Annotated in this window: 26 protein-coding genes; 18 read left to right on the top strand and 8 right to left on the bottom strand. The window is 64.7% G+C overall.

Translation table 11 applies throughout. From position 1 onward, the window contains the following. Positions 1 to 6: 6 nt before the first annotated feature. Genes GPJ75_RS01620 through GPJ75_RS01645 form a run of 6 tightly spaced genes read left to right on the top strand, consistent with a single transcriptional unit; the run spans position 7 to position 5,456 of the window. A complete protein-coding gene (locus GPJ75_RS01620) occupies positions 7 to 948 on the top strand; it encodes an ABC transporter permease (protein WP_163264415.1) in 942 nt (313 codons plus the stop codon). Positions 949 to 958: 10 nt separating this feature from the next. Continuing rightward, complete coding sequence (locus GPJ75_RS01625; protein ID WP_163264417.1) at positions 959 to 1,819, top strand: ABC transporter permease; 861 nt, start codon at positions 959 to 961, stop codon at positions 1,817 to 1,819. Between the two features lie 2 nt (positions 1,820 to 1,821). Beyond that, entirely contained in the window at positions 1,822 to 2,955 is a 1,134-nt protein-coding gene (locus GPJ75_RS01630; RefSeq protein WP_163264419.1) for an amidohydrolase family protein, read from the top strand. Then, entirely contained in the window at positions 2,948 to 3,997 is a 1,050-nt protein-coding gene (locus GPJ75_RS01635) for an ABC transporter ATP-binding protein (RefSeq protein WP_163264421.1), read from the top strand. Before GPJ75_RS01630 ends, GPJ75_RS01635 begins: the two co-directional genes overlap by 8 nt. Further along, entirely contained in the window at positions 3,997 to 4,968 is a 972-nt protein-coding gene (locus GPJ75_RS01640; RefSeq protein ID WP_163264423.1) for an ABC transporter ATP-binding protein, read from the top strand. The genes GPJ75_RS01635 and GPJ75_RS01640 overlap by 1 nt, the downstream gene beginning before the upstream one ends. Next, positions 4,968 to 5,456 carry a RidA family protein gene (locus tag GPJ75_RS01645; RefSeq protein ID WP_163264425.1) on the top strand — a complete coding sequence of 163 codons (489 nt, stop codon included), beginning with the start codon at positions 4,968 to 4,970 and terminating at the stop codon, positions 5,454 to 5,456. Before GPJ75_RS01640 ends, GPJ75_RS01645 begins: the two co-directional genes overlap by 1 nt. An 11-nt stretch (positions 5,457 to 5,467) precedes the next feature. Here the strand turns inward: GPJ75_RS01645 and GPJ75_RS01650 are convergent, their stop codons facing one another. Beyond that, positions 5,468 to 6,277, bottom strand: coding sequence for an IclR family transcriptional regulator (locus tag GPJ75_RS01650; RefSeq protein ID WP_246248867.1), 810 nt, complete (start codon positions 6,275 to 6,277; stop codon positions 5,468 to 5,470). A gap of 73 nt (positions 6,278 to 6,350) precedes the next feature. On the opposite strand from GPJ75_RS01650, the gene GPJ75_RS01655 reads away from it, so the two are divergent. Continuing rightward, positions 6,351 to 7,571: an aminotransferase class V-fold PLP-dependent enzyme gene (locus GPJ75_RS01655; RefSeq protein WP_425483101.1), complete on the top strand. Its 1,221-nt coding sequence runs from the start codon at positions 6,351 to 6,353 to the stop codon at positions 7,569 to 7,571. 4 nt (positions 7,572 to 7,575) lie between these two features. Here the strand turns inward: GPJ75_RS01655 and GPJ75_RS01660 are convergent, their stop codons facing one another. Together GPJ75_RS01660 and GPJ75_RS01665 are read right to left on the bottom strand one after the other, a co-directional pair. After that, the gene (locus GPJ75_RS01660; protein ID WP_205602456.1) at positions 7,576 to 8,289 is read right to left on the bottom strand and encodes an RES family NAD+ phosphorylase; all 714 of its coding nucleotides are present in this window, start codon (positions 8,287 to 8,289) and stop codon (positions 7,576 to 7,578) included. Further along, the gene (locus GPJ75_RS01665) at positions 8,286 to 8,699 is read right to left on the bottom strand and encodes an MbcA/ParS/Xre antitoxin family protein (protein ID WP_163264431.1); all 414 of its coding nucleotides are present in this window, start codon (positions 8,697 to 8,699) and stop codon (positions 8,286 to 8,288) included. The genes GPJ75_RS01660 and GPJ75_RS01665 overlap by 4 nt, the downstream gene beginning before the upstream one ends. 320 nt (positions 8,700 to 9,019) lie before the next feature. On the opposite strand from GPJ75_RS01665, the gene GPJ75_RS01670 reads away from it, so the two are divergent. From GPJ75_RS01670 to GPJ75_RS01685, 4 genes are all read left to right on the top strand, one after another. After that, positions 9,020 to 9,427 carry an anthrone oxygenase family protein gene (locus GPJ75_RS01670; protein WP_246248868.1) on the top strand — a complete coding sequence of 136 codons (408 nt, stop codon included), beginning with the start codon at positions 9,020 to 9,022 and terminating at the stop codon, positions 9,425 to 9,427. 264 nt (positions 9,428 to 9,691) lie between these two features. Beyond that, on the top strand, positions 9,692 to 10,012 hold the full coding sequence (locus GPJ75_RS01675) for an ArsR/SmtB family transcription factor (RefSeq protein WP_163264435.1): 321 nt from the start codon (positions 9,692 to 9,694) through the stop codon (positions 10,010 to 10,012). Beyond that, complete coding sequence (locus GPJ75_RS01680) at positions 10,009 to 10,455, top strand: SRPBCC family protein (protein WP_163264437.1); 447 nt, start codon at positions 10,009 to 10,011, stop codon at positions 10,453 to 10,455. Before GPJ75_RS01675 ends, GPJ75_RS01680 begins: the two co-directional genes overlap by 4 nt. Before the next feature lie 37 nt (positions 10,456 to 10,492). Further along, positions 10,493 to 10,912: a GFA family protein gene (locus GPJ75_RS01685; protein ID WP_163264439.1), complete on the top strand. Its 420-nt coding sequence runs from the start codon at positions 10,493 to 10,495 to the stop codon at positions 10,910 to 10,912. 173 nt (positions 10,913 to 11,085) lie between these two features. Here the strand turns inward: GPJ75_RS01685 and GPJ75_RS01690 are convergent, their stop codons facing one another. Both GPJ75_RS01690 and GPJ75_RS01695 read right to left on the bottom strand, forming a co-directional pair. Further along, positions 11,086 to 11,313, bottom strand: coding sequence for a hypothetical protein (locus GPJ75_RS01690; RefSeq protein WP_163264441.1), 228 nt, complete (start codon positions 11,311 to 11,313; stop codon positions 11,086 to 11,088). Positions 11,314 to 11,539: 226 nt separating this feature from the next. Then, entirely contained in the window at positions 11,540 to 12,316 is a 777-nt protein-coding gene (locus tag GPJ75_RS01695; RefSeq protein ID WP_163264443.1) for an IclR family transcriptional regulator, read from the bottom strand. Between the two features lie 174 nt (positions 12,317 to 12,490). Between GPJ75_RS01695 and GPJ75_RS01700 the strand changes: the two genes are divergently transcribed. The 7 genes from GPJ75_RS01700 to GPJ75_RS01730 all read left to right on the top strand — a co-directional run bounded on the left by GPJ75_RS01700 (position 12,491) and on the right by GPJ75_RS01730 (position 20,949). Further along, entirely contained in the window at positions 12,491 to 14,005 is a 1,515-nt protein-coding gene (locus tag GPJ75_RS01700; RefSeq protein ID WP_163264445.1) for an ABC transporter substrate-binding protein, read from the top strand. A gap of 58 nt (positions 14,006 to 14,063) precedes the next feature. Further along, positions 14,064 to 14,981 carry an ABC transporter permease gene (locus GPJ75_RS01705; protein ID WP_163264447.1) on the top strand — a complete coding sequence of 306 codons (918 nt, stop codon included), beginning with the start codon at positions 14,064 to 14,066 and terminating at the stop codon, positions 14,979 to 14,981. 1 nt (position 14,982) lies between these two features. Next, complete coding sequence (locus GPJ75_RS01710; RefSeq protein WP_163264449.1) at positions 14,983 to 15,882, top strand: ABC transporter permease; 900 nt, start codon at positions 14,983 to 14,985, stop codon at positions 15,880 to 15,882. 9 nt (positions 15,883 to 15,891) lie between these two features. Then, complete coding sequence (locus GPJ75_RS01715) at positions 15,892 to 16,881, top strand: ABC transporter ATP-binding protein (protein ID WP_163264451.1); 990 nt, start codon at positions 15,892 to 15,894, stop codon at positions 16,879 to 16,881. Beyond that, positions 16,878 to 17,864 (top strand): ABC transporter ATP-binding protein, encoded by a 987-nt coding sequence (locus GPJ75_RS01720; RefSeq protein WP_163264453.1) that lies wholly within the window; start codon positions 16,878 to 16,880, stop codon positions 17,862 to 17,864. The genes GPJ75_RS01715 and GPJ75_RS01720 overlap by 4 nt, the downstream gene beginning before the upstream one ends. Before the next feature lie 129 nt (positions 17,865 to 17,993). After that, positions 17,994 to 19,568, top strand: coding sequence for a gamma-glutamyltransferase family protein (locus GPJ75_RS01725; RefSeq protein WP_163264455.1), 1,575 nt, complete (start codon positions 17,994 to 17,996; stop codon positions 19,566 to 19,568). Between the two features lies 1 nt (position 19,569). Continuing rightward, entirely contained in the window at positions 19,570 to 20,949 is a 1,380-nt protein-coding gene (locus GPJ75_RS01730) for a M20 family metallopeptidase (RefSeq protein WP_163264457.1), read from the top strand. Between the two features lie 22 nt (positions 20,950 to 20,971). Here the strand turns inward: GPJ75_RS01730 and fdhF are convergent, their stop codons facing one another. The 3 genes from fdhF to GPJ75_RS01745 all read right to left on the bottom strand — a co-directional run bounded on the left by fdhF (position 20,972) and on the right by GPJ75_RS01745 (position 25,830). Continuing rightward, positions 20,972 to 23,743 (bottom strand): formate dehydrogenase subunit alpha, encoded by a 2,772-nt coding sequence (gene fdhF, locus GPJ75_RS01735; RefSeq protein ID WP_163264459.1) that lies wholly within the window; start codon positions 23,741 to 23,743, stop codon positions 20,972 to 20,974. Position 23,744: 1 nt separating this feature from the next. Next, positions 23,745 to 25,418 carry an NADH-ubiquinone oxidoreductase-F iron-sulfur binding region domain-containing protein gene (locus GPJ75_RS01740; protein ID WP_163264461.1) on the bottom strand — a complete coding sequence of 558 codons (1,674 nt, stop codon included), beginning with the start codon at positions 25,416 to 25,418 and terminating at the stop codon, positions 23,745 to 23,747. 178 nt (positions 25,419 to 25,596) lie between these two features. Continuing rightward, positions 25,597 to 25,830, bottom strand: coding sequence for a sulfurtransferase TusA family protein (locus GPJ75_RS01745; protein WP_163264882.1), 234 nt, complete (start codon positions 25,828 to 25,830; stop codon positions 25,597 to 25,599). Positions 25,831 to 25,833 lie beyond the last annotated feature (3 nt).

Below are 25,833 nucleotides of genomic sequence, written 5' to 3' on the forward strand. Positions count from 1 at the left end.
CCTATCATGCTGACTTATATCGTTAAACGCTTCGTCGGAATGGCCGTCGTCATGTTCATCGTGCTGACGGTGGTCTTCGTTATCGTCCGGTTGGCGCCGGGCGATCCGGCGGCCCTTATGCTGGGGCCGGAGGCAACGCCCGAGGACGCAATGGCGCTGCGCGAGAGGCTCGGCCTCAACCGGCCGATCTTCGTCCAGTATGTCGGCTTCCTGGGGCAGATCGCCTCGGGCGACCTCGGCTCGTCCCTCTTCTTCAACCGTCCCGTTCTCGACGTCCTGGCGGGGCGCGCCGAGCCGACCGTTTTCCTGAGCCTTTTCTCGCTGATCATCGCCATCGTGATCGCCCTGCCGATCGGCCTTGTCTCCGCCTACACCCGCGGCTCTCTTTTCGACCAGGCGTCCGTGTCGACGGCGATGCTGGCGGCCTCCGTGCCCAGTTTCTGGACAGGACTCCTCTTCCAGCAATATCTCGCCACCAAGACGGGCTGGTTTCCGGTCGCCGGCTATGGCGGGCCGGACGCCGACTTCTTCGACCGGATGCGCCACCTCATCCTGCCGTCGGTCGTGCTCGGCATCGTCAACTCGGCACTCATCCTGCGCTTCTCGCGCGCCGCCATGCTCGACGTGCTCTCGGACGACTTCGTGCGCACCGCCCGTGCCAAGGGGATGAGCGAGTGGCGGGTGGTGCTGCGCCATGCGCTGAAGAACGCGCTGATCCCGATCGTCACCGTCGTCGGCCTTACCTTCGCGCTGCTGATCTCGGGTGCTGTGGTGACGGAGAGGGTCTTCAACCTTCCCGGCATCGGCTCGCTGGTCGTCGGCGCGGTGCTGCGCCGCGACTATCCCGTCATCCAGGGAACGCTGATCGTCGTCGCCGGGCTCTACGTCCTCATCAACTTCCTGGTCGATATGCTCTACCTCGCCATCGACCCTCGCGTGAAATACTGAGGGGCCGGCCATGGCAGACACCACGTCCATGCCCATGGAAGCGAGCCTCGCGAAGGTGCTGGTGCAGCGCCGTGCCGTCATGCTCGGCCTCGTCATCCTGGTCGTCTTCGGGGCGGCAGCCATCCTCGCCCCCGTGATCACGCCTTTCGAGCCGGCCGCCATGTCGGTGCGCAACCGCCTGACGGCGCCGAATGCCACCTGGTGGCTCGGAACGGACGAGTTCGGCCGCGATATCTTCACCCGCCTGATCTACGCGGGCAGGGTCTCGCTGCTGGTCGGCGGCGGCGTCGCCATTATATCCTCTCTTATCGGCATCGCATTGGGTCTGGCGGGCGGCTTCTTCCGCCGCCTCGACGGCCCGGTGTCGCGGGTGATCGACGCCATGATGGCCTTCCCCGACATCCTTTTGGCGATCTCGCTGGTCGCCGCCCTCGGCGGCTCGCTTATCAACGTGGTCCTGGCGTTGTCGATCGTCTACGCGCCGCGCATTGCCCGCGTCGTGCGCGCCTCCACCCTCGTCATCCGCGAGCTCGCCTATGTGGAGGCGGCCCGCGCGCTGGGTGTGGCCACCTGGCGCATCCTTGTCCATCACCTTTTGCGCAACATGGTATCGCCCATCATCGTCCAGGCAACCTTCATCTTCGCCTATGCGATGCTCGCCGAGGCGGGGCTTTCCTTCCTTGGCGTCGGCATCGACCCGGAGACCCCCACCTGGGGCACCATGATCAACACCGGTCGCCAGTATATCGACACGGCCGGCTGGATGATCCTCTTCCCCGGCATCTCGATCACGCTGTGCGTGCTGGCGCTGCAACTCGTCGGCGACGGTCTGCGCGACGCGCTGGACCCGCGCATCTCCAAGGAGCTTTGAGAATGGCGCTTCTCCTCAGGAATTTTCGCCTCGTCGGCTTCGGGGAAACAGGCGGCGTCAGCGAGATCGCCGTCGGCGCCGACGGCTCTATTGCCGCCAAGGCCGATGCGGATGCCAGGCTCGTCGACTGCGGCGGCGCCTGGCTCTCGCCCGGCTGGGCGGACCTTCACGTGCATGTCTGGCACGGCGGCACGGACATCTCCATCCGCGCCGACGAGGCCGGCCTGAAACGCGGCGTCACCGCCATGGCCGACGCGGGCTCTGCCGGCGAGGCGACGTTCCATGGCCTGCGCGAATATGTCATCGAGCGGCAGCAAGAGACGATCAAGGCCTTCGTCAACATCGGCTCCATCGGCCTCGTCGCCTGCAACCGCGTGCCGGAACTGATCGACGAGCGCTTCATCGACGTCGACCGCACGCTCGACGTCATTGAAAAGAACCGCGACGTGGTATGCGGGGTCAAGGTGCGCTCCAGCGGGGTCATCGTCGGCGCCTGGGGCATCACGCCGTTGCAGATCGGCAAGCGCGTGGCCGAGATCGCCGGGCTGCCGCTGATGGTGCATATCGGCGAGCCGCCGCCGGTGCTCGACCAGGTCCTCGACCTGCTGTCGCCGGGCGACGTGGTCACCCACTGCTTCAACGGCAAGCGCGGCGGCTCGATCGCCGACACGAAGGCCCTGTTCGACCAGGCGAAGAGGCTGGCGGAGGCCGGCGTTCGCATGGACATCGGCCATGGCGCGGCTTCCTACAGCTTCACTGTTGCAAAGGAGAGCATCCGCCAGGGCCTCAAGCCGTTCTCCATCTCCACCGACCTGCACGGTCACGATATCGACGGCCCGGTCTTCGACCTGGCGACCACCGCCTCCAAGCTTCTCGCCGCGGGCTTGAGCTTCGAGGAGTGCGTCGACGGTATCGCCGCCAACCCGCGCGCCTTCCTCGGCCTTAGTGCCGCACCCCTGGCGCCGGGCAGCCGTGCCGACTTCACGGTCTTCGACCTTGCCGACAGCGACGAAGAAGCGCGCGACAGCCAAGGCAACGTGTTGCAGCTTGAGAAGACGTTCGAGCCGAGGTTCACCATCCTCGGCGCCGTCGCAACACCCGCGGCGCGGGCCGAGCGGGAGGGCAGCGATGGTTGATGCGCCCGCCATCCCCCGCACTGAGGCACCCCCGGCGCTTGCCAAGGACATCGTGCTGGAGGCTCAGAACCTCAGCACACATTTCGTCTACAAGACGCGCACCGCCAAGGCCGTGCGCGATGTCAGCTTCACCCTCCAGAAGGGCCGCACGCTGGCGATCGTCGGCGAATCCGGATCGGGCAAGTCCGTCACCTCGCTGTCCGCCATGCGCCTGCTCGGGCCCACGGGCGAGATCGCCGGCGGCAGCATCCTCTATCGCAAACGCGACGGCACGGTGGTGGATCTCGCCCGCCAGAGCCAGGCCGCGATGCGCAAGATCCGCGGCCGCGAGATCTCCATGATCTTCCAGGAGCCGATGACCTCGCTCAACCCGCTCTTCACCGTCGGCGACCAGATCGGGGAGATGCTGCTTCTGCACGAGCGCCTCGCCGCACCCGACATCCGCCGCCGCGTGATCGAGATGCTCAACCTCGTCGAGATTCCCGGCGCCGAACAACGCCTCGACGACTATCCGCACCAGATGTCGGGCGGCATGCGCCAGCGGGTGATGATCGCCATGGCGCTGGTCTGCCATCCGGCACTCCTGATCGCCGACGAACCCACCACCGCGCTTGACGTCACCATCCAGGCGCAGATCCTCGACCTGATCCGGCGCCTGCAGCGCGAGCTCGCAATGTCGGTGCTGTTCATCACGCACGATATGGGCGTTGTGGCGGAAGTAGCCGACGAGGTGGCGGTGATGTATGCCGGGGAGGTGGTCGAGCAGGCGCCGGTGAAGGATATCTTCGCCCACCCGCGCCATCCTTACACGCTCGGCCTTCTGGCCTCGATCCCCAACGCCCGGCGCGACTTCGACGCCGCCGGCGCCCGCAGGCGGCTGGTGCCGATCCCCGGCACCGTCCCTTCGCTCTACGCCATGCCGCCCGGCTGTGCCTTCGCGCCGCGCTGCCCATATGCGGTACAACCCTGCGGGTCACCCGTGCATCTTGAACGCATCGCGCCGAAGCATCTGTCGCGCTGCATCAGGGCGGGAGAACTGTGATGGGCGCGATGGAAAGACAGGACACTCTCCTCGCCGTCGAAGGTCTGTCTAAAACGTTTCAAACAGGCGCCGGCGACGTGCATGCGCTGAAAGATGTGAGCTTTTCCATCCCGCGCGGCAGCGTTGTGGGGCTCGTGGGGGAGTCCGGATCGGGCAAGACGACGCTCGGCCGCTGCCTCCTGCGCCTGGTGGAGCCCTCCGGTGGTGCCATCCGCTTCGACGGTACGGACCTTTTGGCGCTTGGGAGCGCTGAGATGAAGCGCATGCGAAAGCGCATGCAGATCATCTTCCAGGACCCCTTCTCCTCGCTCAACCCCCGGATGCGCGTGCGTGACATCATCGGCGAGGCGCTGGTTACCCACGGCATCGGCAAAAGCCGCACTGAGCGCCGCGACCTTACCGCGGGACTGCTCGAGGAGGTGGGGCTGAAGGCGGACCATCTGAGCCGCTTCCCGCATGAGTTCTCCGGCGGCCAGCGTCAGCGCATCGGCATCGCAAGGGCGCTCGCGGTCGAGCCGGAATTCATCGTCGCCGACGAGGCGGTCTCCGCGCTCGACGTCTCGGTACAGGCGCAGATCCTCAACCTGATGCAGGACCTCAAGGACCGGCGCAGCCTCACCATCCTCTTCATCGCCCATGATCTGTCCGTCGTCGAATATCTGTGCGAGGAGATCGTCGTGCTCTATCTGGGGCGCGTGGTGGAGAGCGGCACGGCAAGGAAGCTCTATGCCGAGCCCGCGCATCCCTATACGCGGGCGCTGCTTTCGGCCGCCCCCGTGGCCGACCCGGATGCCGTGCGCAACAGGCAGGTGCTCAAGGGCGAGATCCCGAGCCCGCTGTCACCGCCGTCAGGCTGCGTCTTCCGTACCCGCTGCAGTTTCGCCGACGAGGCCTGTGCCATGCAGGTGCCTGGCGCTGTCGTCCTTTCCGAACACCAGACCTCCCATTGTTTGAAAGCAGGTAGCATTTGATGAGACAGGTAAACCGCGCGCTCGACACGCCCGAGAGCCGGCTCGCTTTGCGCGGGCTGACGCTGCCCGACCGGGCGCCCCGGCCGATCGGCAATTTCCGCAACGTCATGCGGATCGGCTCGCTGCTCTACGTCTCGGGCCAGGGGCCGGTGGAAGCCGGCGGCGGCTTGAAAACCGGCAAGGTCGGCGGCGATGTGACGGCCGAGGAAGCGCGCCTCCACGCCGAGCTCGTCGGGCTCAACCTTCTCGCCGTCCTGAAGGATTATCTCGGCGACCTCGCCGAGGTGCGGCAGGTCATCAAGATCTTCGGCATGGTCAATGCCGTGCCGGACTTTACCGACCACCCCCACGTCGTCAACGGCTGCTCGGACCTTCTGTGCTCGATCCTCGGCGAGCGCGGCATTCACGCGCGGTCGGCGATCGGCGTCGGCTCGCTGCCCAACAACATCACGGTCGAGATCGAGGCCATCGTGGAGGCCGGCACATGAAAAGAAGCGCTTCAGCCGGCCGTATGCCCGAGGGCGTTTTCGACCGCAGCGGCGGAGGCCTTGACCTGATCGGCGTAGAAATCGAGCTTCCGCCGCGCCTTTTCCTCCGCCAGCACGATGGAGATGGTCGCGGCACAGGTGCCGGCCGCATCGCGGATCGGCGAGGCGATGCAGGCGACGGAGAACTCCGAAGCGCCAAGCTGCACGGCCAGCCGGTTCTGGAAATCCTCACCCGCCTGCTCGGCCAGCCGCACCGCATCAAGCTCCGCCCGGCCGGTCGGCGAGGGCTGCGAATAGCGCTCGAAGGCCGCACGACGTTCCTTCAGCGGCAAATGCCCGAGAAGCAGCCGGCCGGAGGCCGTCCAGTTGACCGGGACCCTGGTGCCGACATCGGAAGAGATGCGGAAATGACTGTCGCCGTCGGCCATGGCGGTGACCACCATCATGCCCTCGTCGCGGCTGCAGATCTGCACCGTCTCGCCGATGGCGGCGCACAGCCGCACCATCTCGCGTTTGGCCTCGACCAGAAGATCGACCTTGGCCTGATAGGCAAGGCCGTAGCGAAGAAGCCGCGGCCCGAGCCAGATCAGCCCGCCTTCCACTTTGGTCAGCATGCGGCGCGCGGTGAGCTCATCGACGATGGAATAGACGGTCGACATCGGCGCCTTGACAGACTTGGCGATGTCGTAGGCGCTCGCCGGCACACCCTTCTCGGTCAGCGCGTCGAGAATCTGGATGGAACGCTCGATGCCGCTGACGCGCGAACGCGGCGCCTTCGCGGCTTTTTCCCGAATGTTTCTGTCCTCTACCGCCTTGTCCACTCTAGCATGTCCTGAATTAATGGAGCCTATTCCATGATTATGGAGATAGGCCACAAATCACAAGATGGAAACCATGTCCATGTCTTCCGATAGCCACGCCGACTGGTCTTTCTACGAGAAATCCGGGCTGACGCCGGTCATCAACGTCTCCGGCACCATGACCTCGCTCGGCGCCTCCATCGCCGTGCCGCAGGCGGTGGAAGCGGTCGCCGGAATTCTGCCGCGCTTCGTTTCAATGCACGAGTTGCAGCGCATGGCGAGCGACACCATCACCGAGGCCACCGGTGCGGAGGCCGGCTTCATAACGGCCTCGGCCTCGGCCGGCATCTCGCTCTCGATCGCTGCGACGATCACCGGCATGGATGCCGGGCGGGCGGAGCTTCTGCCACGGCGGCCGGGCGAGAAGTGCGAGGCGGTCGTCCAGCTCGGCCATCTGTGCAACTACGGCGCCCCCGTCGGCCAGGCGGCCGAGCTTGCCGGCGCACGGCTGGTGGCCTTCGGCCAGTCGACCCATGTGCTCGACCATCAGCTTGAGGCCGCCTTGAGCGATAATACGGCCTGCGGCCTCTACGTGGTCTCGCATCACGTCGTCGAATACGGGCAGATGCCCCTTCCCCGCTTCGCCGAGCTTTGCCATGCCACCGGTGTCCCCGTGATCGTCGACGCGGCGTCCGAATACGATCTCCGCCGGTTCCTGCGCGAGGGAGCCGATCTCGTCATCTATTCCGCCCACAAGTTCCTCGGCGGGCCGACGGCGGGCATCGTCGCCGGCCGGCGCGACCTCGTCCGCGCCGCGTATCTGCAGAACCTCGGCATCGGCCGCGGCATGAAGGTCGGCAAGGAAAGCATCTTCGGCACGATTGCCGCACTGAAAGCGTGGGCGGCGCGCGACCATGACGGGATCCGCCGCCGGGAAGCGGAGGCGCTTGCCCTGTGGCAGAAGGCACTCGCCGGACTTGCCGGCGTCAGGGCAGAAATCGTGCCCGACCCGACGGGCAACCCCCTCGACCGGCTCAAAATCTCCGTCGACCGCGAGATGGCGGGCGCGAGCGCCATGGCCATCGGCGTGGCGCTGGCAGGGGAAAGACCGGCCGTCATCGTCCGCGACCACGAGGCGGAGCTCGGCTACATCCAGCTCGACCCCTGCAACCTCGCCGCCGGCCATGCCGAGATCGTCGCCGACCGCCTGCGGGCGGTCTTCGAGAGCGCCGCGCAAGGCGCTGTCGAGGAACCTGACCCCGATCAACTGCGCAACCGCTCGGCGGCCGGATATCTTGCCTGGCTGGAGGAGTGAATTTTCACAGAATCCGGAAAACCTGCCCGCTGCCGGCGTCGCGGTAGAGGTCGACGCGGTTGCCGTTCCAATGGTAGTCGAGGTGCCGGCCCTGCACGGGGATTGATGCACAGTCGGGATAGAAAAGGCCGGCGCATTCGCCGCCGGCGTGACGGACGCTCGGATAGGCGATGCCGTCTGAACCTTCCGCGTGGAGCGTGGCGGCCAGTGCCTGGGCGGCGCCATAGTCTTCGGGATCGAGCGCCGGCGCCCATTGCCCGGCCTCGCCGCGCAGGTCGTTGAGGTTCGCGTCCACGTCGAGCACGATTTCGCGGAACTGCGAGGTCCAGCCGGGCGGCTCGCCCGTCGCCGCCATGAAGCGGCCGTGGTGGTGGATGGTCTCGAACAGGGCGGTCTCGAAGCGGCGGCCCGCGTAGAGCACGCCGAAACGGCCGGCGCTGAAGCGGCTCGGCCGGTCGGGGCTGACATGGACGAAGGGCGCCATCAGGTAGGACGCGCCGGGGCCGGCGACGCGGCGGGCCGGCGGCACGAGGTCGAGATTGCCGATCGATTCCATCAGGCGCGGATTGGTCTTCTGCTCGGCCGAGAGGATGAGCGGCCAATCAGCCGGGTCGGCGATATCCTCGAACAGGTCTATGGGTGGAAAGACGCTGCGGACGATCCGCACCGCCCCTTTCCAGAAAACGCGGGAGACGGGTGGAAGCGCAGCCGCGCTCACCAGCTGCCCCGCTCGGCGTCGAGATAGCGGCGCACGCGCATCAGATCGGTGAGTTCGCCGCCCAGCATGATGTCGAGCGCGGAGCGGCCGCCGAAGGCGGCGTTCGGCTTGGCCACCCATTGATAGGCGCGCTGCGGTTCGCGGAAGATGATGCGCAGCGCCTTGTGGATGCCCATCAGGTTCGACAGCCGCGCCTTGCCGTCACGATCGATGCGGCCGATCTCGCCGGCCTTCCAGCGCCGGTAGGTGCGCACCGACAGATCGAGCAGCAGGCTCGCCTGCTCATCGCTCAGCCCCCACCGGGCGAAGAGGTTGACCGCGGCCCGGAACATCGCCGCCGCTTCCGCATCGGTGATCGGCGCGGGGACGAACTCCGGTGCGGCGGTATCGATCGGTTGCAAAACGGCCATCACGCTCTCCTTCAAGGGCATATATAGGCGAATTAATGCCATTTGGCAAAAATTATCGATATCCGCGCCGAATGGCAACAGGCTGCGGCTATCGGCGCGTGCGCTTCAGGGTGCCAACGGGCATTGTGTGGGGGAAGGTCAGGCCGCTCACGACGGAACATTGCCACTTCGGCAGCGTTCCGGCTGAAAGTAGGCCTCGGCCTGCACGTTAAACAGAAACCAGGGCTCAGATGCTTGATCTGCTACAAGTGTTGACCGTCGTTATCGTTGCATTGCCCGCAGCGCTATCTGTCGCTCACGCTCTTGAGCTTCCAGGCAAAATGCGGCTCGATAAGGATACCTATCGCGCTGTGCAGCGTATCTATTATCCCGGCTTTACCATCGGCGGTGCGGCCGAACCCTTGGGCATAATCGCGACCGCTCTTTTGCTCTTCCTGACACCGGCGGGAACGGTCGCCTTCTGGCTTGTGCTGATCGCGCTTCTGGCCATGCTCTTCACCGTAGCGACTTACTGGCTGGCGGTTCACCCTGTTAACAAGCACTGGATGGAGGGGCAGTCGGTCAGCGCATCCGGCGCCACCTTCTTTGGGGTAGGCTCGAAGCGCGAGGCCAGGAAACCGGAGTGGACGGAACTGCGAGATCGATGGGAATATTCGCACGTTGCACGGGCTGTCGTCACCAGCGTGGGGCTGATCGCGCTGGTGGTTTCACTTGTCGTGCAGCCGTAGGTCCATCCGTTTGAGCGCCATGCGTCCAATCTACAAGGCGCCGTCTCGTCTAACAACCGACCGTTTCGGTCCAATCCCGGAAGCGGCATTCGGCGAACAGCGGCTTCGTCCGCGACCCAGATGTTCCAACCCTCGGCGATCGCCAGGATAAAGTTCCCTTCAATCGTTCTCACGGCATCCGCAGTTATGCAGGTATTTACCTGCACATGTTGACATGCAGGCAAATACCTGCGTATATGCCTCTTGTCGCGTAGGGAGGCACCGATGGATGACGACAAGGTGTTCAAGGCCCTGGCCGATCCCGGCCGCAGGATGCTGCTCGACCGTCTTTGCGAGAGGAACGGTCAGACGCTCGGGCAGCTCTGCGAGACCATGGACATGAAACGCCAATCCGTGACCCAGCATCTTGGCCTCCTGGAACAAGCCAATCTCATCAGCACGGTGCGCCGCGGGCGCCAGAAGCTGCACTTCATCAATCCGGTCCCGCTCTACGAGGTCTACGAGCGCTGGATCCGCAAGTTCGAGGAAGGGCGCCTGAGCCTTCTCCACGACCTCAAGCAGGAACTTGAAAGGAACAAGACATGACCGACAAATCAGCCAGTTTCGTCTACGTCACCTATATCCGCACGACGCCCGAAAAGGTGTTCGAAGCGATCACGCGGCCGGAAATGGCCCGTCGCTACTGGGGCCACGAGAACGTCTCGAAGGATTGGCGGCCCGGCTCCGGATGGCAGCATATCCGCACCGATGAGGCGCGCACGGTCGATCTGGTGGGCGAAGTCATCGAAAGCGATCCGCCGAAGCGGCTCGTCATCAGCTGGGCGAACGAGAGCCAAAAGGACGATCCCGACCAATACAGCCGTGTCACCTTCGACATCGAACCGCAGGGCGACTTGGTCAAGCTGACCGTCGCCCATGACGACCTGCAGCCCGGCAGCGGCATGCTGAACGGCATCAGCAAGGGTTGGCCGCACGTCTTGTCCAGCATGAAGTCCTTCCTTGAAACAGGTCAGGGACTGGGCCTTTGAACCGCACACCAACACATCAGGAAATGAGGAGAGCCCAATGAGCGGGAAGACCTATAAAGGCGGCTGCGCCTGCGGCGCCATCCGTTATGAAACGAGCAGCGAACCCATCTTCGAGAACCACTGCCAATGCAGGGATTGCCAGAAGCGAAGCGGTACCGGGCACGGGTCTTATCTGACCTTCCCGCAGCGAGCCGACGTGAGAATTACCGGCACGGCGTCACAATGGAGCGTCGTCGCGGATAGCGGGAATGACAAGATCCATGCCTTCTGCCCTACATGCGGAACACCGGTCTACCTGACATTTGCGGCAATGCCGGAATTGATAGCGATCCACGCAACCAGCCTTGACGACCCTGGCCAATTCAACCCGCAAGCGCTCACATACAGCATCCGCGGCCACGCGTGGGATGCGATTGATCCCGCCGTGCAGAAATTCGAACGGATGGTGCCCGGCTGAATGCCGCTGGGCGTATACCAGCGCCCAACCCGCGCCGGACATCCCGACCGCCCGGCGCGGTTTCAACCTACCCGTCCACTAACGGCTGCTTTGTCCTGCGACCCAGACGTTCCAACCTTCGGCGTGAATGGGTCGATCGAGCCAGGGGAAATAGCGTGTCACTCGACATCCGATCAGCGCCCGAAGTCCAGCCCCATCGCCTCTACCATCATTTCGATCTCGTTTTGACCGAGTGTGATCGAAAACCGCTGTGTCGCCCTCGGCGTATAGATGTCGTCGCCGACGAATGTCAGGGTCACGACGCCGGTCTCATCGACCTCGATATCGCTCGTACGGAGATCGCGGTTGAACAGAGCCTTCGGCAGGCCGGGACGCTTTCCTGGTTGCACGGTCATCTTCATCGTTCCGCCTTTCGATGTGAACCAGTCACCGAAAGACCTGTGCAAGTGTAATGCCACCCATACTGGCCGATGCCTGTTCCAGAATGGCACCTCTGCCATAGAGAGTACCAGATCGAGACGATATTGCCTCGACCTAATCTCTGTCCCACTTGCCGATCCTATCCTTTGATTTGTCGCAATTCCTGACGGAAAATGGGGTTCAGTTTTCAGGAATTGCTCTTGGAGGTCATCGCTGCTTCGGCAGGTGGATGGAATTCGCCACCTCGATCAGATGCGGCGCGATCTCGCCCCGCACCCTCGCGATGTCCCACCGAAGCGCGGAAATGGAGCATTGCACGGCGGCCACCGGTCGGCCATCGCCGGAAAGGATCGGCGCGGCAATGCCGATCTCGTTCATGATGTTCTCGCTTTCCGTCAGTCCGTACCCGTCTCTGGCGGCCTGCTCGATGGCCGCGGCGACCTTCGACCGGTCGAGCGTCGTGCGCGGCGTCGCCTGGACGATCGGCCATGTCTCGACCGCCCGCTTGCGGGCATCGGCGCTGAAGCAGGCGATCATCGCGCGGCCGCTGGAGGTGGTCAGCGCCGGCAGCCGGCGCCCGACGACCATTGCGCCGAAGCTGGTAAGCTGCGTGGGGATGCGGATCACATAGACGATCTCGCTGCCGTCGAGCCGCGCCGCGTTCACCCGCTCGCCGAGCTTGCGGCCGAGTTCGATCATCTTCGGCATGGCGAGCTGCACCAGCGGGTCCGACCACAGATAGGCGTTGGCCAGCTCCAGATATTTCAGGGACGGGCTGTAGCGCCTGGTTTCCGGGTCCTTGTTCAGGTAGCCGACCTTGTGCAGCGTGTTGGTCAGCCTTTGCGCGGCGCTCTTGTCGAGGCCGGCCGCCTCGGCGATCTCGGTCAGGCCCAACTCGGTGCGCCGCTCGTCGAAAACGCCCAGGATGCGCATCCCCTTCTCGAGCGAGCCGACGAACAGCGTATCCTGTTTTCCTTTAGACATCCCCGCTCCTCTCCCCCAGAGCCTGCCGCTTCAGCCAGTCGCAGGCGGCACGTTTCTTGACAAGCATAAATCACCCCAATACGATCAACCATAATACGGTTTTCCGTATTAATATATAATAAGAGTTGGGGATCAAACAGAGGGGCCGGCTGCATGCGCGCCGGTTTGGAACAAATGAAACCATTTCTTCTTCTGAGCTCAGTCGCCCTGGCCGCATCGATGGCGAGCGGCAGCGCGATAGCCGACAAGGCCAGCGACACCTTGAGTGTTCCCTTTACGAAGGAGCTGGAATCGGTCGACAGCTATTTCAATTCCGCCCGCGAGGGCGTCATCCTGCAGCGCTCCATTTGGGACGGGCTTCTCTTCAGCGACCCGGAGACCGGGGAGTACAAGGGGAACCTCGCCACGTCCTGGGAGTGGGTGGACGACACCACGCTGGAACTGAAGCTGCGCGAAGGCGTCAAGTTCCACAATGGCGAAGAGTTCGACGCGGATGACGTCGTCTACACGGTCAATTTCGTTGCCGATCCGGCGAACGGCGTTGTTACCCAGCGCAACGTCAACTGGATGAAGGAAGCGCTGAAGGTCGACAAGTACACGGTGCAGATCGTCACCAACGGCCCCTTCCCGGCCGCGCTCGAATATCTGGCCGGTCCCGTTTCCATCTACCCGAACGAGTATTATGCCGAGGTCGGCCCCGCCGGCATGGGCCTCAAGCCCGTCGGCACGGGCCCCTACAGGGTGGAAAGCGTCGAGCCCGGCAAGCATTTCGTGCTCAAGAAATACGAGGACTATCACGACAGTCCCAAGGGCGAGGCCACGATCGGCACCGTCGACATCCGCACCATACCGGATGTGAACACGCAGCTCGCGGAGCTGTTCAGCGGCGGCCTCGATTTCGTCTGGGGCGTCCCGTCGGACCAGGCGGAGAAGCTGGAGGCCATGGGGCGCTTCAACGTCGTCAACGAAAGCACCATGCGCATCGGCTATCTGGAGATGGACGCGGCCGGCCGCAGCGGCGCCGACAACCCGATGACGAAGCGCGCCGTGCGGCAGGCGATCAACCATGCGATCGACCGCCAGGCCATCGTCGACAACCTTCTGAAGGGCAAATCCAAGATCGTGAACTCCGCCTGCTTCCCAAGCCAGTTCGGCTGCGCGCAGGACGTTGCGACCTACGATTACGACCCCGAAAAAGCGAGGGCGCTGCTGGCGGAAGCGGGTTACCCCGACGGCTTCTCGGTCGACTTCTACGCCTACCGCGAGCGCGAATATGCCGAGGCGATGCTCGCTTATCTTGCGGAAGTGGGCATTAAGGCAAATCTCAAGTTCCTCCAATACTCCGCGCTGCGCGACCTGCGCACCAACGGCCAGACCAGCCTCTCCTTCCAGACCTGGGGCTCCTATTCGATCAACGACGTCTCGGCCATCACCAGCCAGTTCTTCAAGTTCGGCGGCGAGGATTTCGCCCGCGACGAGGAGTTGCGGGACTGGCTCGAGACGGCCGACACCTCGGTCGATCTCGAGGTGCGCAAGGAATTCTACGCGAAGGCGCTGAAGAAAATCGCCGACGAGGCCTACTGGGCTCCGCTCTTCTCCTACAACGTGAACTACGTCTCCACGGAAGAGGTGGACTTCACCCCCTCCGCCGATGAGGTTGTCCGCTTCTTCCAGGTAAGCTGGCGATAGGATCGAGGGCGGGCCGGACAGCAACGTCCGGCCCGCCGTTCCTTTCCGGGGAGCGATGATGCTGACTTTCGCGTTGAAAAGGCTGGGGCTTGCCGTGCTCGTGGCGCTGACCGTCTCGGCCGTCAGCTTCAGCCTTCTTTATCTGTCCGGCGATCCGGCCTCCGCGATGGCGGGCGAATCGGCGACATCGGCCGATATCGAGGCGCTCCGCAGGCTCTACGGCTTCGATCGGCCTTTCCTGGTGCAATATGGGGATTGGCTGTTCAATGCCCTTCAAGGCGACTTCGGCCAGAGCTACTACTTCAAGCTGCCGGTCTCGCAGCTCATCGCCGACAGGCTCTCCATCACCATGCTGCTCGGCGTCTGCGGCATATCCTTCGCGCTTGTGACGGCGATTCCGCTCGGTGTCGCCGCGGCCGTGCGCCCCAACTCCTTCATCGACCGGACGGCGCTCTTCATCTCGGTCATGGGGCAGGCGCTGCCGAGCTTCTGGTTCGGCCTGGTGCTGATCGTCATCTTTTCGATCCAGCTCAACTGGCTGCCGCCTTCCGGCTCCGGCAGCTGGAGGAACTTCATCATGCCCACGGTCGTGCTCGGCTATTATGCGATGCCGGCGATCATGCGGCTTACGCGCGCCGGCATGCTGGAGGTGCTCAACGCCGACTATATCCGCACGGCGCGCGCCAAGGGCGCCGGAGAATGGCGCGTGATGTTCAAGCATGCGCTGCGCAACGCGGTGGTTCCGGTGGTGAGCCTTGCCGCCGTCCAGATGGGCTTCATGCTGGGCGGGTCCATCGTGGTGGAATCGATCTTCGCGCTGCACGGCGCCGGCTACCTGGCATGGGAATCCATCGGCAGGAACGACCTGCCCACCGTGCAGGCCCTGATCCTCGTCTTCGCCGGTTTCTACATCGTCTTCACCTTCCTGTCGGACCTTGCCAACGCCTGGCTCGACCCGCGCATAAGGGTTGGCTGAGATGGCCCGCGACATCGATACATTGGCAGAGGAGATCCAGGGGCCGAGCCCCGCCGCCATCCTGCGCCGGCGCGTCTTCGGCCATTACGGCCTGCTCTTCGGCGTGACGGCCCTTCTCATCATCGTCGCGCTCGCCATCCTGGCGCCGCTGCTCGCCGGTCACGATCCCTATGCCCAGAGCCTGGTGGCGCGGATGAAGCCTCCATTCTGGATGGAAGGCAGCGATCCCAACCATCTCCTGGGAACCGATCACCTGGGGCGCGACTACCTCGCCCGCCTGCTCTACGGCGCGCGCATCTCGCTCGCCATCGGCCTGATCGCGGCTTTCATTTCCGGCCTCATCGGCACCACGATGGGCGTGGCGGCGGGTTATTTCGGCGGCCGGGTCGATCTCGTCGTCACCTTCCTCGTCAATGTCCGGCTTGCGATGCCTGTCGTGCTCGTGGCGCTCGCCGTCGTTGCCGTGCTGGGCGGCTCGCTGCAGGTGGTGATCGTCGTCTTGGGCTTTCTCCTGTGGGATCGCTTCGCCGTCGTCATGCGCTCCTCGACGCTGCAGGTCCGCGGCCTTGAATACGTGAATGCGGCGAAGGCCATCGGCTGCTCGACGCGGCGCATCATCCTTTCCGAGATCATGCCCAACATCCTCAACAACCTGATCGTGGTCATGACGCTGGAGATGGCGCATGCGATCCTGCTCGAGGCCGCCCTCTCCTTCCTGGGCCTCGGCGTCCAGCCGCCGACGCCCTCCTGGGGGCTGATGATCTCGGAAGGCAAGCAGATGATGCTCTTCGAACCGTGGGTGATCGCCATTCCGGGCGTTGCCCTCTTCATCCTCGTCCTTGCCATCAATCTCCTGGGCGACGGGCTGCGCGACATCACCGCGCCGGAAAACAGAAGTTAGGAGGGCGGGGTGAGCGAAGAACCGATTCTCGCCGTCGAGGGCCTGACGATCGACATCCCCTTGGCGCAGGGCACGCTCCACGCCGTGCGCGGGATCGATTTCGAGCTCAATCGCGGCGAAACGCTGTGCATTGTCGGCGAGTCGGGCAGCGGCAAGTCGCTTACCTCACTTGCGGTCATGGGCCTGCTTCCCAAGCGGCTCGAATGCGCGGCCCGCAAGCTCGCCTTCCGCGGCACGGAACTGCAGGGCCAGCCGGCGAGCGCGATGCGCCAGCTGCGCGGCAACCGCATGGCGATGATCTTCCAGGAGCCGATGACCTCGCTGAACCCGGCCTATACGATCGGCGACCAGCTGGCGGAGGCTTTGCTTCTGCACCGGCGGGTCAGCAAGGCCGAGGCCCGCGCTCGGGCGGTGGAGCTTCTGGGCAAGGTGGGCATTACCGCCGCGGAAAGCCGCCTCTCCCAATATCCGCACCAGCTTTCGGGCGGCTTGCGCCAGCGCGTGATGATCGCCATGGCGCTCATGTGCGAGCCGGAGCTGGTCATCGCGGACGAGCCGACCACGGCGCTCGACGTCACCATCCAGGCGCAGATCCTGCGCCTGCTTGTCGATCTGCAGCGGGAGATGAACATGGCGATGATCCTCGTCACGCACGACCTCGGCGTCGTCGCCCGCGTGGCCGACAAGGTGGCGGTGATGTATGCGGGCGAGGTGGTCGAGCAGGGGACGGCCAAGGAGATTTTCGAACATCCCAGCCACCCCTATACGCAAGGCCTCCTGCGCTGCATCCCCGTGCCTGGCCGAACGAAGCCAGGCGAGCATCTGGGCTCCATCCCCGGCATCGTCCCCTCGCTCATCGGCAAGGTGGAGGGCTGCGCCTTCCGCACGCGCTGCGATCTTGCCGAAAGTGCCTGCGCGAAGCCGGTCCCGATCCACCGGACGCAAGGCGGCCATGCGTGGCGCTGCATTCATTCTGATACGGAAAGGGTGCCCGCATGAGCGCCGCTGGCTCTTCCCCGCCGGTGCTGGAGCTTGCCGGCGTCACCAAGACCTACCGCGTCAAGCAGGGTCTGTTCTCCAGGCCGAAGCCGCTTCAGGCCGTGGGCGGCGTCGACCTGCGCATCCGCAAAAAGGACGTGCTCGGCCTTGTCGGCGAATCGGGATGCGGCAAGTCCACGCTGGCGAAAATTCTCCTCGGCCTGGAAGCGCCGACATCCGGCCGGGTGATGGTGGACGGCATCGAGGCCGCCGGTCAGGATCGCACGCTTCTCGCCCGGCGCATCCAGCCCATCTTCCAGGACCCCTATTCCTCGCTCAACCCGCGCAAGAGCATCGAGGACATCATCGCCCTGCCGCTCGTGGTCCACAAGGTGGGCGACAGCGCCGGCCGCGCGCAGGCGGTCTCCAAGATGCTCGATCTGGTCGGCCTGCCGCAACGCGTGCGCCGGGGCTATCCGAACCAGCTTTCCGGCGGCCAGCGCCAGCGTGTCGCCATCGCCCGCGCGCTGGTGATGAAGCCGGAGATCGTCATCTGCGACGAGCCGACCTCCGCGCTCGACGTCTCGGTGCAGTCGCAGATCCTCAATCTTCTTGGCGATCTGCGTGAGGAGCTGTCACTTACCTATCTCTTCATCAGCCACAACCTGGCGGTGGTCGAGCATCTGGCGACGCGAGTGGCGGTGATGTATCTGGGCAGGATCGTCGAGGAGGCACCGGCGGCTGATCTTTTCGCCGAGCCGCGACATCCCTATACCAAGGCGCTGTTGGCGTCGGTACTGACGCCCGACCCGTCGATGTCCGTCCCCGACACGCATCTCGGCGCCTCCTATCCGAACCCCATAGCGCCGCCGAGCGGCTGTCACTTCCACCCGCGCTGTGCGGCGGTCCGCGACATCTGCAAGACGGTGCCGCCGCCGCATGTTTCGGATACGAAGGGCCATGTCGACTGCCATCTTTATGCGGAACGGACACAGGCCGCCTAGACCATTTCATCGTTTCCCGGAATCGATGAACTGGTCTAACTCATTGTTTTGGCGCAATTCCGGACGGAAAACCGGTTTCCACTTTTCCTGGAATTGCTCTAACCGGCAGGAAACACCCAAGGCAGGAAGATGAGCAATTTCTCGCGTTCGCAATCCGTACGCAAACACGTTGCCGCGACCAGGGCCGGTGTCGTGGCAGCCCAGCACCGGCGCGCCGCCGAGACGGGCGCTGCCGTACTCGAAGCGGGCGGCGATGCGGTCGACGCGGCGGTCGCCACCTCCTTCGCCATCGGCGTGGTCGAGCCGTGGATGAGCGGCCCCGTCGGCGGCGGAGCCATGGTCATCTGGCGTGAAGACGAGCAGAAGGCTTACACCATCCAGTTCGGCATGCGCTCGCCGAAGGGTCTCGACCCGGCGGACTATCCCCTGGCGGGCTACGGAAAGTCGTCCGATCTCTTTCCCTGGCCGGCGGTCAAGGACGACCGCAACGTCCAGGGCGCAACAGCGATCGCCGTGCCCGGCACCGTGGCCGGCATGGAGCTTGCGCACCGGCAATACGGCACGTTGGAATGGCGGGAGCTTCTCGGGCCGGCTGTCGGTCTTGCGAAAGAGGGGATGCTGGTCGACTGGTATGCCTCCCTCCTGATCGCCTCCACGGCGCGGGAGCTGGCGAAGGACGCGGACGCGGCGGCCATCTTCCTCGACGAGGGGCAATGGCCGATCATCGCCGGCTGGACGGCCCTTTCCGAGCGGCGGCTGGACCAGTCCCGCATGGCCGATACCCTGGCACGCCTCGCCGAAGCCGGCGCCCGCGACTTTTATGAAGGCGACATCGCAGCGAGCCTTGCCGCCGACATTCGGGCAAAGGGCGGGTGTCTTGCCCACGAAGACCTTGCCGCTTATCGCGCCCGCCTGACGCCGGCCATCGACGTGCCCTATCGCGGCGGCATCGTCCATGCTTCCGAAGGCCTGACGGCGGGGGCGAACCTTGCCGAGTGCCTCGCCATGATGGAGGAGGCGTTCACGCCAGGCGCCTCCCCCGACGGGGAAAGCTTCGCCGCGATAGGCCGCGCGCTCGGCATGACCTACCGCCGCAGGCTCGCCGAGATGGGCGACCTCGACGCCCCGCACGCGCCGTCCTGCACCACGCATTTCAGCGTTGTCGACCGCAACGGCAATATGTGCGCGGTGACGCAGACGCTGCTTTCCATCTTCGGCTCGCGTGTCGTCTCGCCCTCGACCGGGCTTCTGATGAACAACGGCATCATGTGGTTCGACCCGGAGCCCGGCAAGCCGAACTCGCTGGCGCCCGACAAGGGCTGCCTGATGAATGTCTGCCCGACGATTGGCGAGAAGGACGGCCGCCGCTTCGCCATCGGCGCCTCCGGCGGGCGCAAGATCCTGCCGGCCGTGCTCAACCTCACGTCCTTCATGATGGACTTCGGTATGTCGCTGGAAGACGCCTTCCATCATCCGCGCATCGACAACAGCGGCGGCAGCACGATCGTCGCCGACGAAGCGCTTTCGCAGGAGATCGTCCGGGCGCTCGAAGAAGTTCACCCGACCGTCACCGCCAAGCGCACGGTCTTCCCCTACGCCTTCGCCTGTCCGGCGGGCGTGGTGCGGGAGAACGGAACGAACATGGGCTGCACCGAGATCATGTCGCCATGGGGCGACGCCGTGGCCGAGAAAGAGGACGCCTGACATGACCACACGGGAAAGCGCGATCGCGCGCATCGACGACTATCTGGCTTCGGGCGGCTTTGTCGAGGAGCTGGGGCGCATGGTCGCCTACGAGACCGAAAGCCAGGCGCCGGAGCAGCGGCCGGAGCTGCTGCGCTACCTCACGGAGGAAATGGCTCCCAAAATCGAAGCGCTGGGCTTCACCCATCGCATCATGGACAATCCGGTCGCGGCGGGTGTGCCGTTCCTCTTCGCCGAACGCATCGAGGACCCCTCCTACGAGACGGTGCTCGTCTACGGCCATGGCGACGTCATCCGCGCCCAGACGGCGCAGTGGCGGGAAGGGCTTCATCCGTTCAAGCTCGTTCTCGAGGGCGATCGCGTCTATGGGCGTGGCACCGCCGACAACAAGGGCCAGCACTGCATCAACATCGCCGCGCTTCGCGCCGTTCTCGCGGAGCGCGGCCAGCTCGGCTTCAACTGCAAGATCGTCATCGAGATGGGCGAGGAATGCGGCTCGCCCGGCCTTGCCGAACTGTTCCGGCGGAACAAGGCCCTTTTCGCCGCCGACGTGCTCATCGCCTCGGACGGCCCACGCCTCCACCCCGAGCGGCCGACGCTCTTCATGGGCTCACGCGGCGGCGTCAATTTCGACCTGCGCGTGAACTTGCGCGAGGGGGCGCATCACTCGGGCAATTGGGGCGGTCTCCTCAAGGATCCGGCGATCGTGCTCGCGCATGCGATTGCGACGATCGTCGACCGGCTCGGGCAGATCAAGGTGCCGGAATGGCGGCCGGACAGCCTGACGCCGGCGGTCCGCGAGGCGCTCGCGGACTGCCCCGTCGGCGGCTATGAAGGCCCGACGATCGACCTGGACTGGGGCGAAGAGGCCCTCACGCCCTCCGAGCGGGTGTTCGGCTGGAACAGCTTTGCCGTCCTTGCCCAGACGAGCGGCGTGCCGGAAGCGCCGGTCAACGCCATATCGGCGAAAGCCAACGCCCATTGCCAGCTTCGCTATGTCGTGGGCACGAACCCGGACGACATCCTGCCGGCACTGCGCCGCCATCTCGACAGGCACGGCTTTTCAGAGGTCGAGATCATCCCCGCCGACCGCGGCTTCTTCCGCGCCACGCGCCTCGATCCGGACCACCCGTGGGTGGCGCGGGTGAAGGAGTCCATAGCGGCAACCACCGGTAAGAAGCCGGCGGTGCTGCCCAACCTCGCCGGCTCGCTGCCCAACGACACCTTCGCCGAGATTCTGGGCCTTCCCACGGTCTGGGTTCCCCACTCCTATCCCGGCTGTTCCCAGCACGCGCCGAACGAGCATGCCCTTCTTACGATGACGAAGGAGGCGCTGGAGCTCATGACGGGGCTGTTCTGGGACATCGGGAAGCGTGGTTGATTAATGCGAGCGCGCCGCGATATTACAGCGACGCCACGCGAGCGGCACAGTATTTGAACTCCGGAATCTTGCCGTAGGGGTCTAGCATGGGGTTGGTCAGCTCGTTGGCCGGGCTTTCGTTGAAGCAGAAAGGCATGAATACCATGCCATCGGCTACTTCCCGGTCGGCGCGCAGGATCGCCTCGACCGTTCCCCGCCGGGTTTGCACCTCGATAACCTCGCCCTGCGTCAGGCCTTGCCTGGCAATTTCGCGCGGGTTCATCGCGGCTATACCGTAAGGCTCCAGCGCGTCCAGGACGCCGGCGCGACGCGTCATCGCACCGGTGTGCCAATGCTCAAGAAGACGGCCCGTGGTGAGGATGAGCGGATACTGCTCGTCGGGCACCTCGGCCGGCGGCAGCAGGTCGGCCGGCGTGATGCGGCCGCGGCCGTCAGACGTCGGAAAGCCATCGGTGAAGATGATCTCGTTGCCGGGTTTGTCCTCGGCGTCGGCCGGATAGATGACCGACCCCTCCCGCTCCACGCGCTCCCAGGAGATGTTGCGGAGGGAGGGCATGACGCTCGCCATCTCGGTGTAGACGTCCGACACGTGCTCGTACTTCCAGTCGAGCCCGATGCGCCTGGCCAGTTCGACGATCAATTCCCAGTCCTGCCTGGCCTCGCCGGGCGGATCGAGCACGGGTCGGCCGATCTGCACCTGACGGTTTGTATTGGTATAGGTGCCGATCTTCTCGGCGTGGGCGGAAGCGGGCAGCACCACATCGGCATACCAAGCGGTCTCGGTCAGGAAGATATCCTGCACCACCAGATGCTCGAGCATGGCCAGTGCCTGGCGGGCATGGGTCTGGTCGGGGTCCGACATGGCCGGGTTCTCGCCCATGATATACATGCCCTTGATCTCGCCTTCGTGGATGGCGTCGACGATCTCCACCACGGTGAGACCGCGTTTGGGATCCAGCGTCTGGCCCCAGAAATTCTCGTACTGGCCGCGGATGTCGATATTCTCGACCGACTTGTAGTCGGGGAAATACATCGGGATAAGGCCGGCGTCGGAGGCGCCCTGGACGTTGTTCTGGCCACGCAGGGGGTGGAGCCCGGTGCCGGGCCTACCGACATGGCCGGTGATCAGCGCAAGCGCGATCAGGCAGCGGGAATTGTCGGTCCCGTGCGTATGCTGGGAGATGCCCATACCCCAGAAGATGATCGAGCGTTCGGACTTGGCATAGGTTCGCGCGACATCGCGGAGCGTGGCGGCGTCGATGCCGCAGACCTCCGCCATCGCCTCGGGCGAGAAATCCTTCACCTTGTCCTTCAGTGCCTCGAAGCCCGAGACATTGGCCTGGATATACTGCTCGTCGTAGAGCTTCTCCTCGATGATCGTATGGATCAGAGCATTCAGAAGAGCGACATCCGTTCCGGGCTTGAACTGAATTGCGTGGCTGGCATGGCGCATCAGGTCCTGGCGGCGCGGATCGATGACGATCAGCTTCTTGCCCTGCTTGGCCGCCTGCTTGAAATAGGTTGCCGCCACCGGATGGTTGACGGTCGGGCGCGCGCCGATGACGATGATGCAGTCCGCCTTGAGCGCATCGTTGAAAGGCGCCGAAACGGCACCGGATCCGACGCCCTCCATGAGAGCGGCCACCGAGGATGCGTGGCAAAGCCGGGTGCAGTGGTCGACATTGTTGGTGCCGAAACCCTGCCGCACCAACTTCTGGAACAGGTAGGCCTCCTCGTTTGAGCCCTTGGCCGAGCCAAAACCGGCCAGCGCCTTGCCGCCATGGGTCTTCAAGAGCGAGGTCAAACCGCCGGCGGCGCGGGCGAGCGCTTCTTCCCAGGTGGCCTCGCGGAAAACGGTGAGCGGATCGGCACCGCGCACGTCGATGTCGGCGGATTTCGGCGCATCGTCGCGGCGGATGAGCGGCTTTGTGAGGCGCTCGGGCGACATGACGTAGTCGAAGCCGAAGCGGCCCTTGACGCAAAGGCGATTTTCGTTGGCGTAGCCGTTGCGACCGTCCACCTGGACAATTCTGTTGTCCTTCACCGCCACCTTTGTCTGGCAACCGACGCCGCAGAACGGGCAGAGCGTGTCCACCACCTTGTCGAAGGACTGAACGGCGCGGGTCTTGCCCGCCTTGTCCATCAGCGACTTTTCGTAGAGCGCGCCGGTGGGGCAGGCCTGAACGCATTCGCCGCAGGTAACGCAGGTGGAAAGGCCCATCGGGTCATGGATGTCGAAGACCGGCACGGAATGATCGCCGCGGCCGGCCATGCCGATCACATCGTTGACCTGCACTTCGCGGCAGGCGCGCACGCAGGCGCCGCAGGCGATGCAGGCATCGAGATTGACGGCGATCGCCGGGTTGGTGATGTCGAACTCCGGGGCGACATCGTCGGCTCCGAATTTGGAATCGAAGCGATCGCTTCCGGAAATGCCCATAGATGAGGCCCATTGCCAGAAGGCGGACTGGTTGTCCGGACCTTCCTCGGCGGGGCGCATGTTGCTGGCCAGAAGCTCGAACACCATGGCGCGCGATTTCTCAGCACGCTCGGTGTCGGTGTGCACGACCATGCCTTCGGTCGGCTTGCGGATACAGGAGGCGGCGAGCACGCGCTCGCCCTCGATATCGACCATGCAGGCGCGGCAGTTGCCGTCCGGCCGGTAGCCCGGAAGGTCGACATGACACAGATGCGGAATGCGCGTGCCGGCGCGCTTGGCCACGTCCCAGATGGTCTCGCCTTCGGCGGCGGTGACCGGCTTTCCGTCGAGCGTGAAGGTGATCTTGCTGGTCATCTCAAAGATCGTCCCGGAAATGAGTCAGAAGGTGGTTGACGGGATTGGGCGCAGCCTGGCCCAAGCCGCAGATGGAGGCATCGCGCATCACCATTTCGAGGTCGCGGATGGCAGCCTCGTCGGGCGTGTCGTGCTTCTTGAGCAGGGTGACCATCTTCTCGGTGCCCTCGCGGCAGGGCGTGCACTGGCCGCAGCTTTCGTGCTTGAAGAACTTCAAGAGGTTGAGCGTCACGTCCTTGATGTTGTCCGCCTGCGAGAAGACGACGACCGCGTGCGAGCCGACGAAGGCGCCTTGCTCGGCGAGCTCGCCGCCGAAATCGAGCGGAATGTCGCCCATCGACGCGGGCAGGACGCCGCCGGATGCGCCGCCCGGCAGATAGGCCTTGAACGCGTGGCCCTCGGCCATTCCGCCGCAATACTCATCGATCAGCTCGCGGACGGTGATGCCGGCCGGCGCCAGCTTCATGCCCGGCTCCCGTACCCGGCCCGAAACCGACCAGGAACGGACACCCGGATGGCCCGGCCTGCCCTGTTCAGCAAACCACTCCGCTCCCTTCTCGACGATGTCGCGGATCCACCACAGCGTCTCGACATTGTGGTTGAGCGTCGGGCGGCCGAACAGGCCGACCTCGGCGATATAGGGCGGGCGATGGCGCGGCAGGCCGCGCTTGCCCTCGATGCTCTCCAGCATCGCGCTTTCCTCGCCGCAGATATAGGCGCCGGCGCCGCGGCGCAGCTCGACGAAACCGGGCGTGATGAGGCCGGCTTCCTCAAGGGCGGCGATTTCGGTGCGCAGGATCTGGAGGACCGCGGGATATTCGTCCCGCATGTAGAAATAGATGCGTTCGGCCTCGACCGCGTGGGCGGCGATCAAGGCGCCCTCCAAAGTGCGGTGCGGGTCTCGTTCCAGATAGATGCGATCCTTGAAAGTGCCGGGCTCGCCCTCGTCGCCGTTGATCGACATCAGCCGCGGGCCGGGAAAAGAGCGCACGATGCTCCATTTCCTGCCGGCCGGGAACCCGGCGCCGCCGAGGCCGCGAAGGCCGGCATTCTGCATCGTCTCGATGATGTCGTCGGTGCGGGTCTTCCCTGCCCTCACCTTGCCCAGAAGCTGGTAGCCGCCGGAAGCGGTGTAGGCCTTGAGCCCGATATAGTCGGGAACCGCGACGTCGACGTTCCCCGAACGCGCCAGATCGATAAGGGCACGGCTATCGGCGTGATCGACTTCACGGTCGCCGATGCGAGCGGCGGGCGCGGCAGCGCAACGGCCCATGCAGGGCGCACGCACCACGCGGATGGCCTGGGGGTCGACGGTTGCGGAGAGTTCGTCCAGCAGCCCCTCGGCTCCCGCCAGCATGCAACTTATGGAATCGCAGACGCGGATCGTCAGAGGCGCGGGCTGCGCCTCGCCTTCCTTGACGATATCGAAGTGATCGTAGAACGAGGCGACCTCGTACACCTCGGCCTGCGACAGACGCATTTCCTCGGCCAGCGCCCGCAGATGCGGGGCGGACAGGCATCCGTATCGATCCTGGATCAGGTGCAGGAACTCGATCAGCAGGTCGCGGCGGCGGGGGCGGCTTCCAAGAAGTACCTGGATGTCGTGCAACGCCGCATCGTCGAGCGCGCGTCCCTTGGGTCCACGGTCGCGGCCACGCCGATCTTTAGCGCCCATTGCCCGTCCGTTGCGGGACGCATTGCTTCCCGTCAAATCGGCAGGCACATCAGAACTCCCACTATCGTGCAAACACCTTCCTCCCTCACCACTGCGAACCGGTTCGGTCTTCCTCGCGCGTACGAACCGTATACTGCCTGAAATAATTAGCAGAACCGGAAGTCGTTGCGGAACAGTCCTATGGGTCCGCTCGCCTTTCGATCAGGAAGGTTATCTTGTCTCCGTCGCGCGCGATGTTCTCAATGCGATCACCCGTTTCGCTAATGAGATTAGGGATATCGATGGCGGCGAGCGGATCCGTGCAGTGGACCTCGAGCCGATCTCCCGGCTCGATCCTGCCCAGCGCCCTGCGCGTTTTTAACGCAGGTAAGGGACACTTCAATCCCGTCAAGTCCAGCTGGATCGTGGTCATGCG

Source organism: Chelativorans alearensis, from assembly GCF_010993735.1.
GTDB lineage: Bacteria > Pseudomonadota > Alphaproteobacteria > Rhizobiales > Rhizobiaceae > Chelativorans > Chelativorans alearense.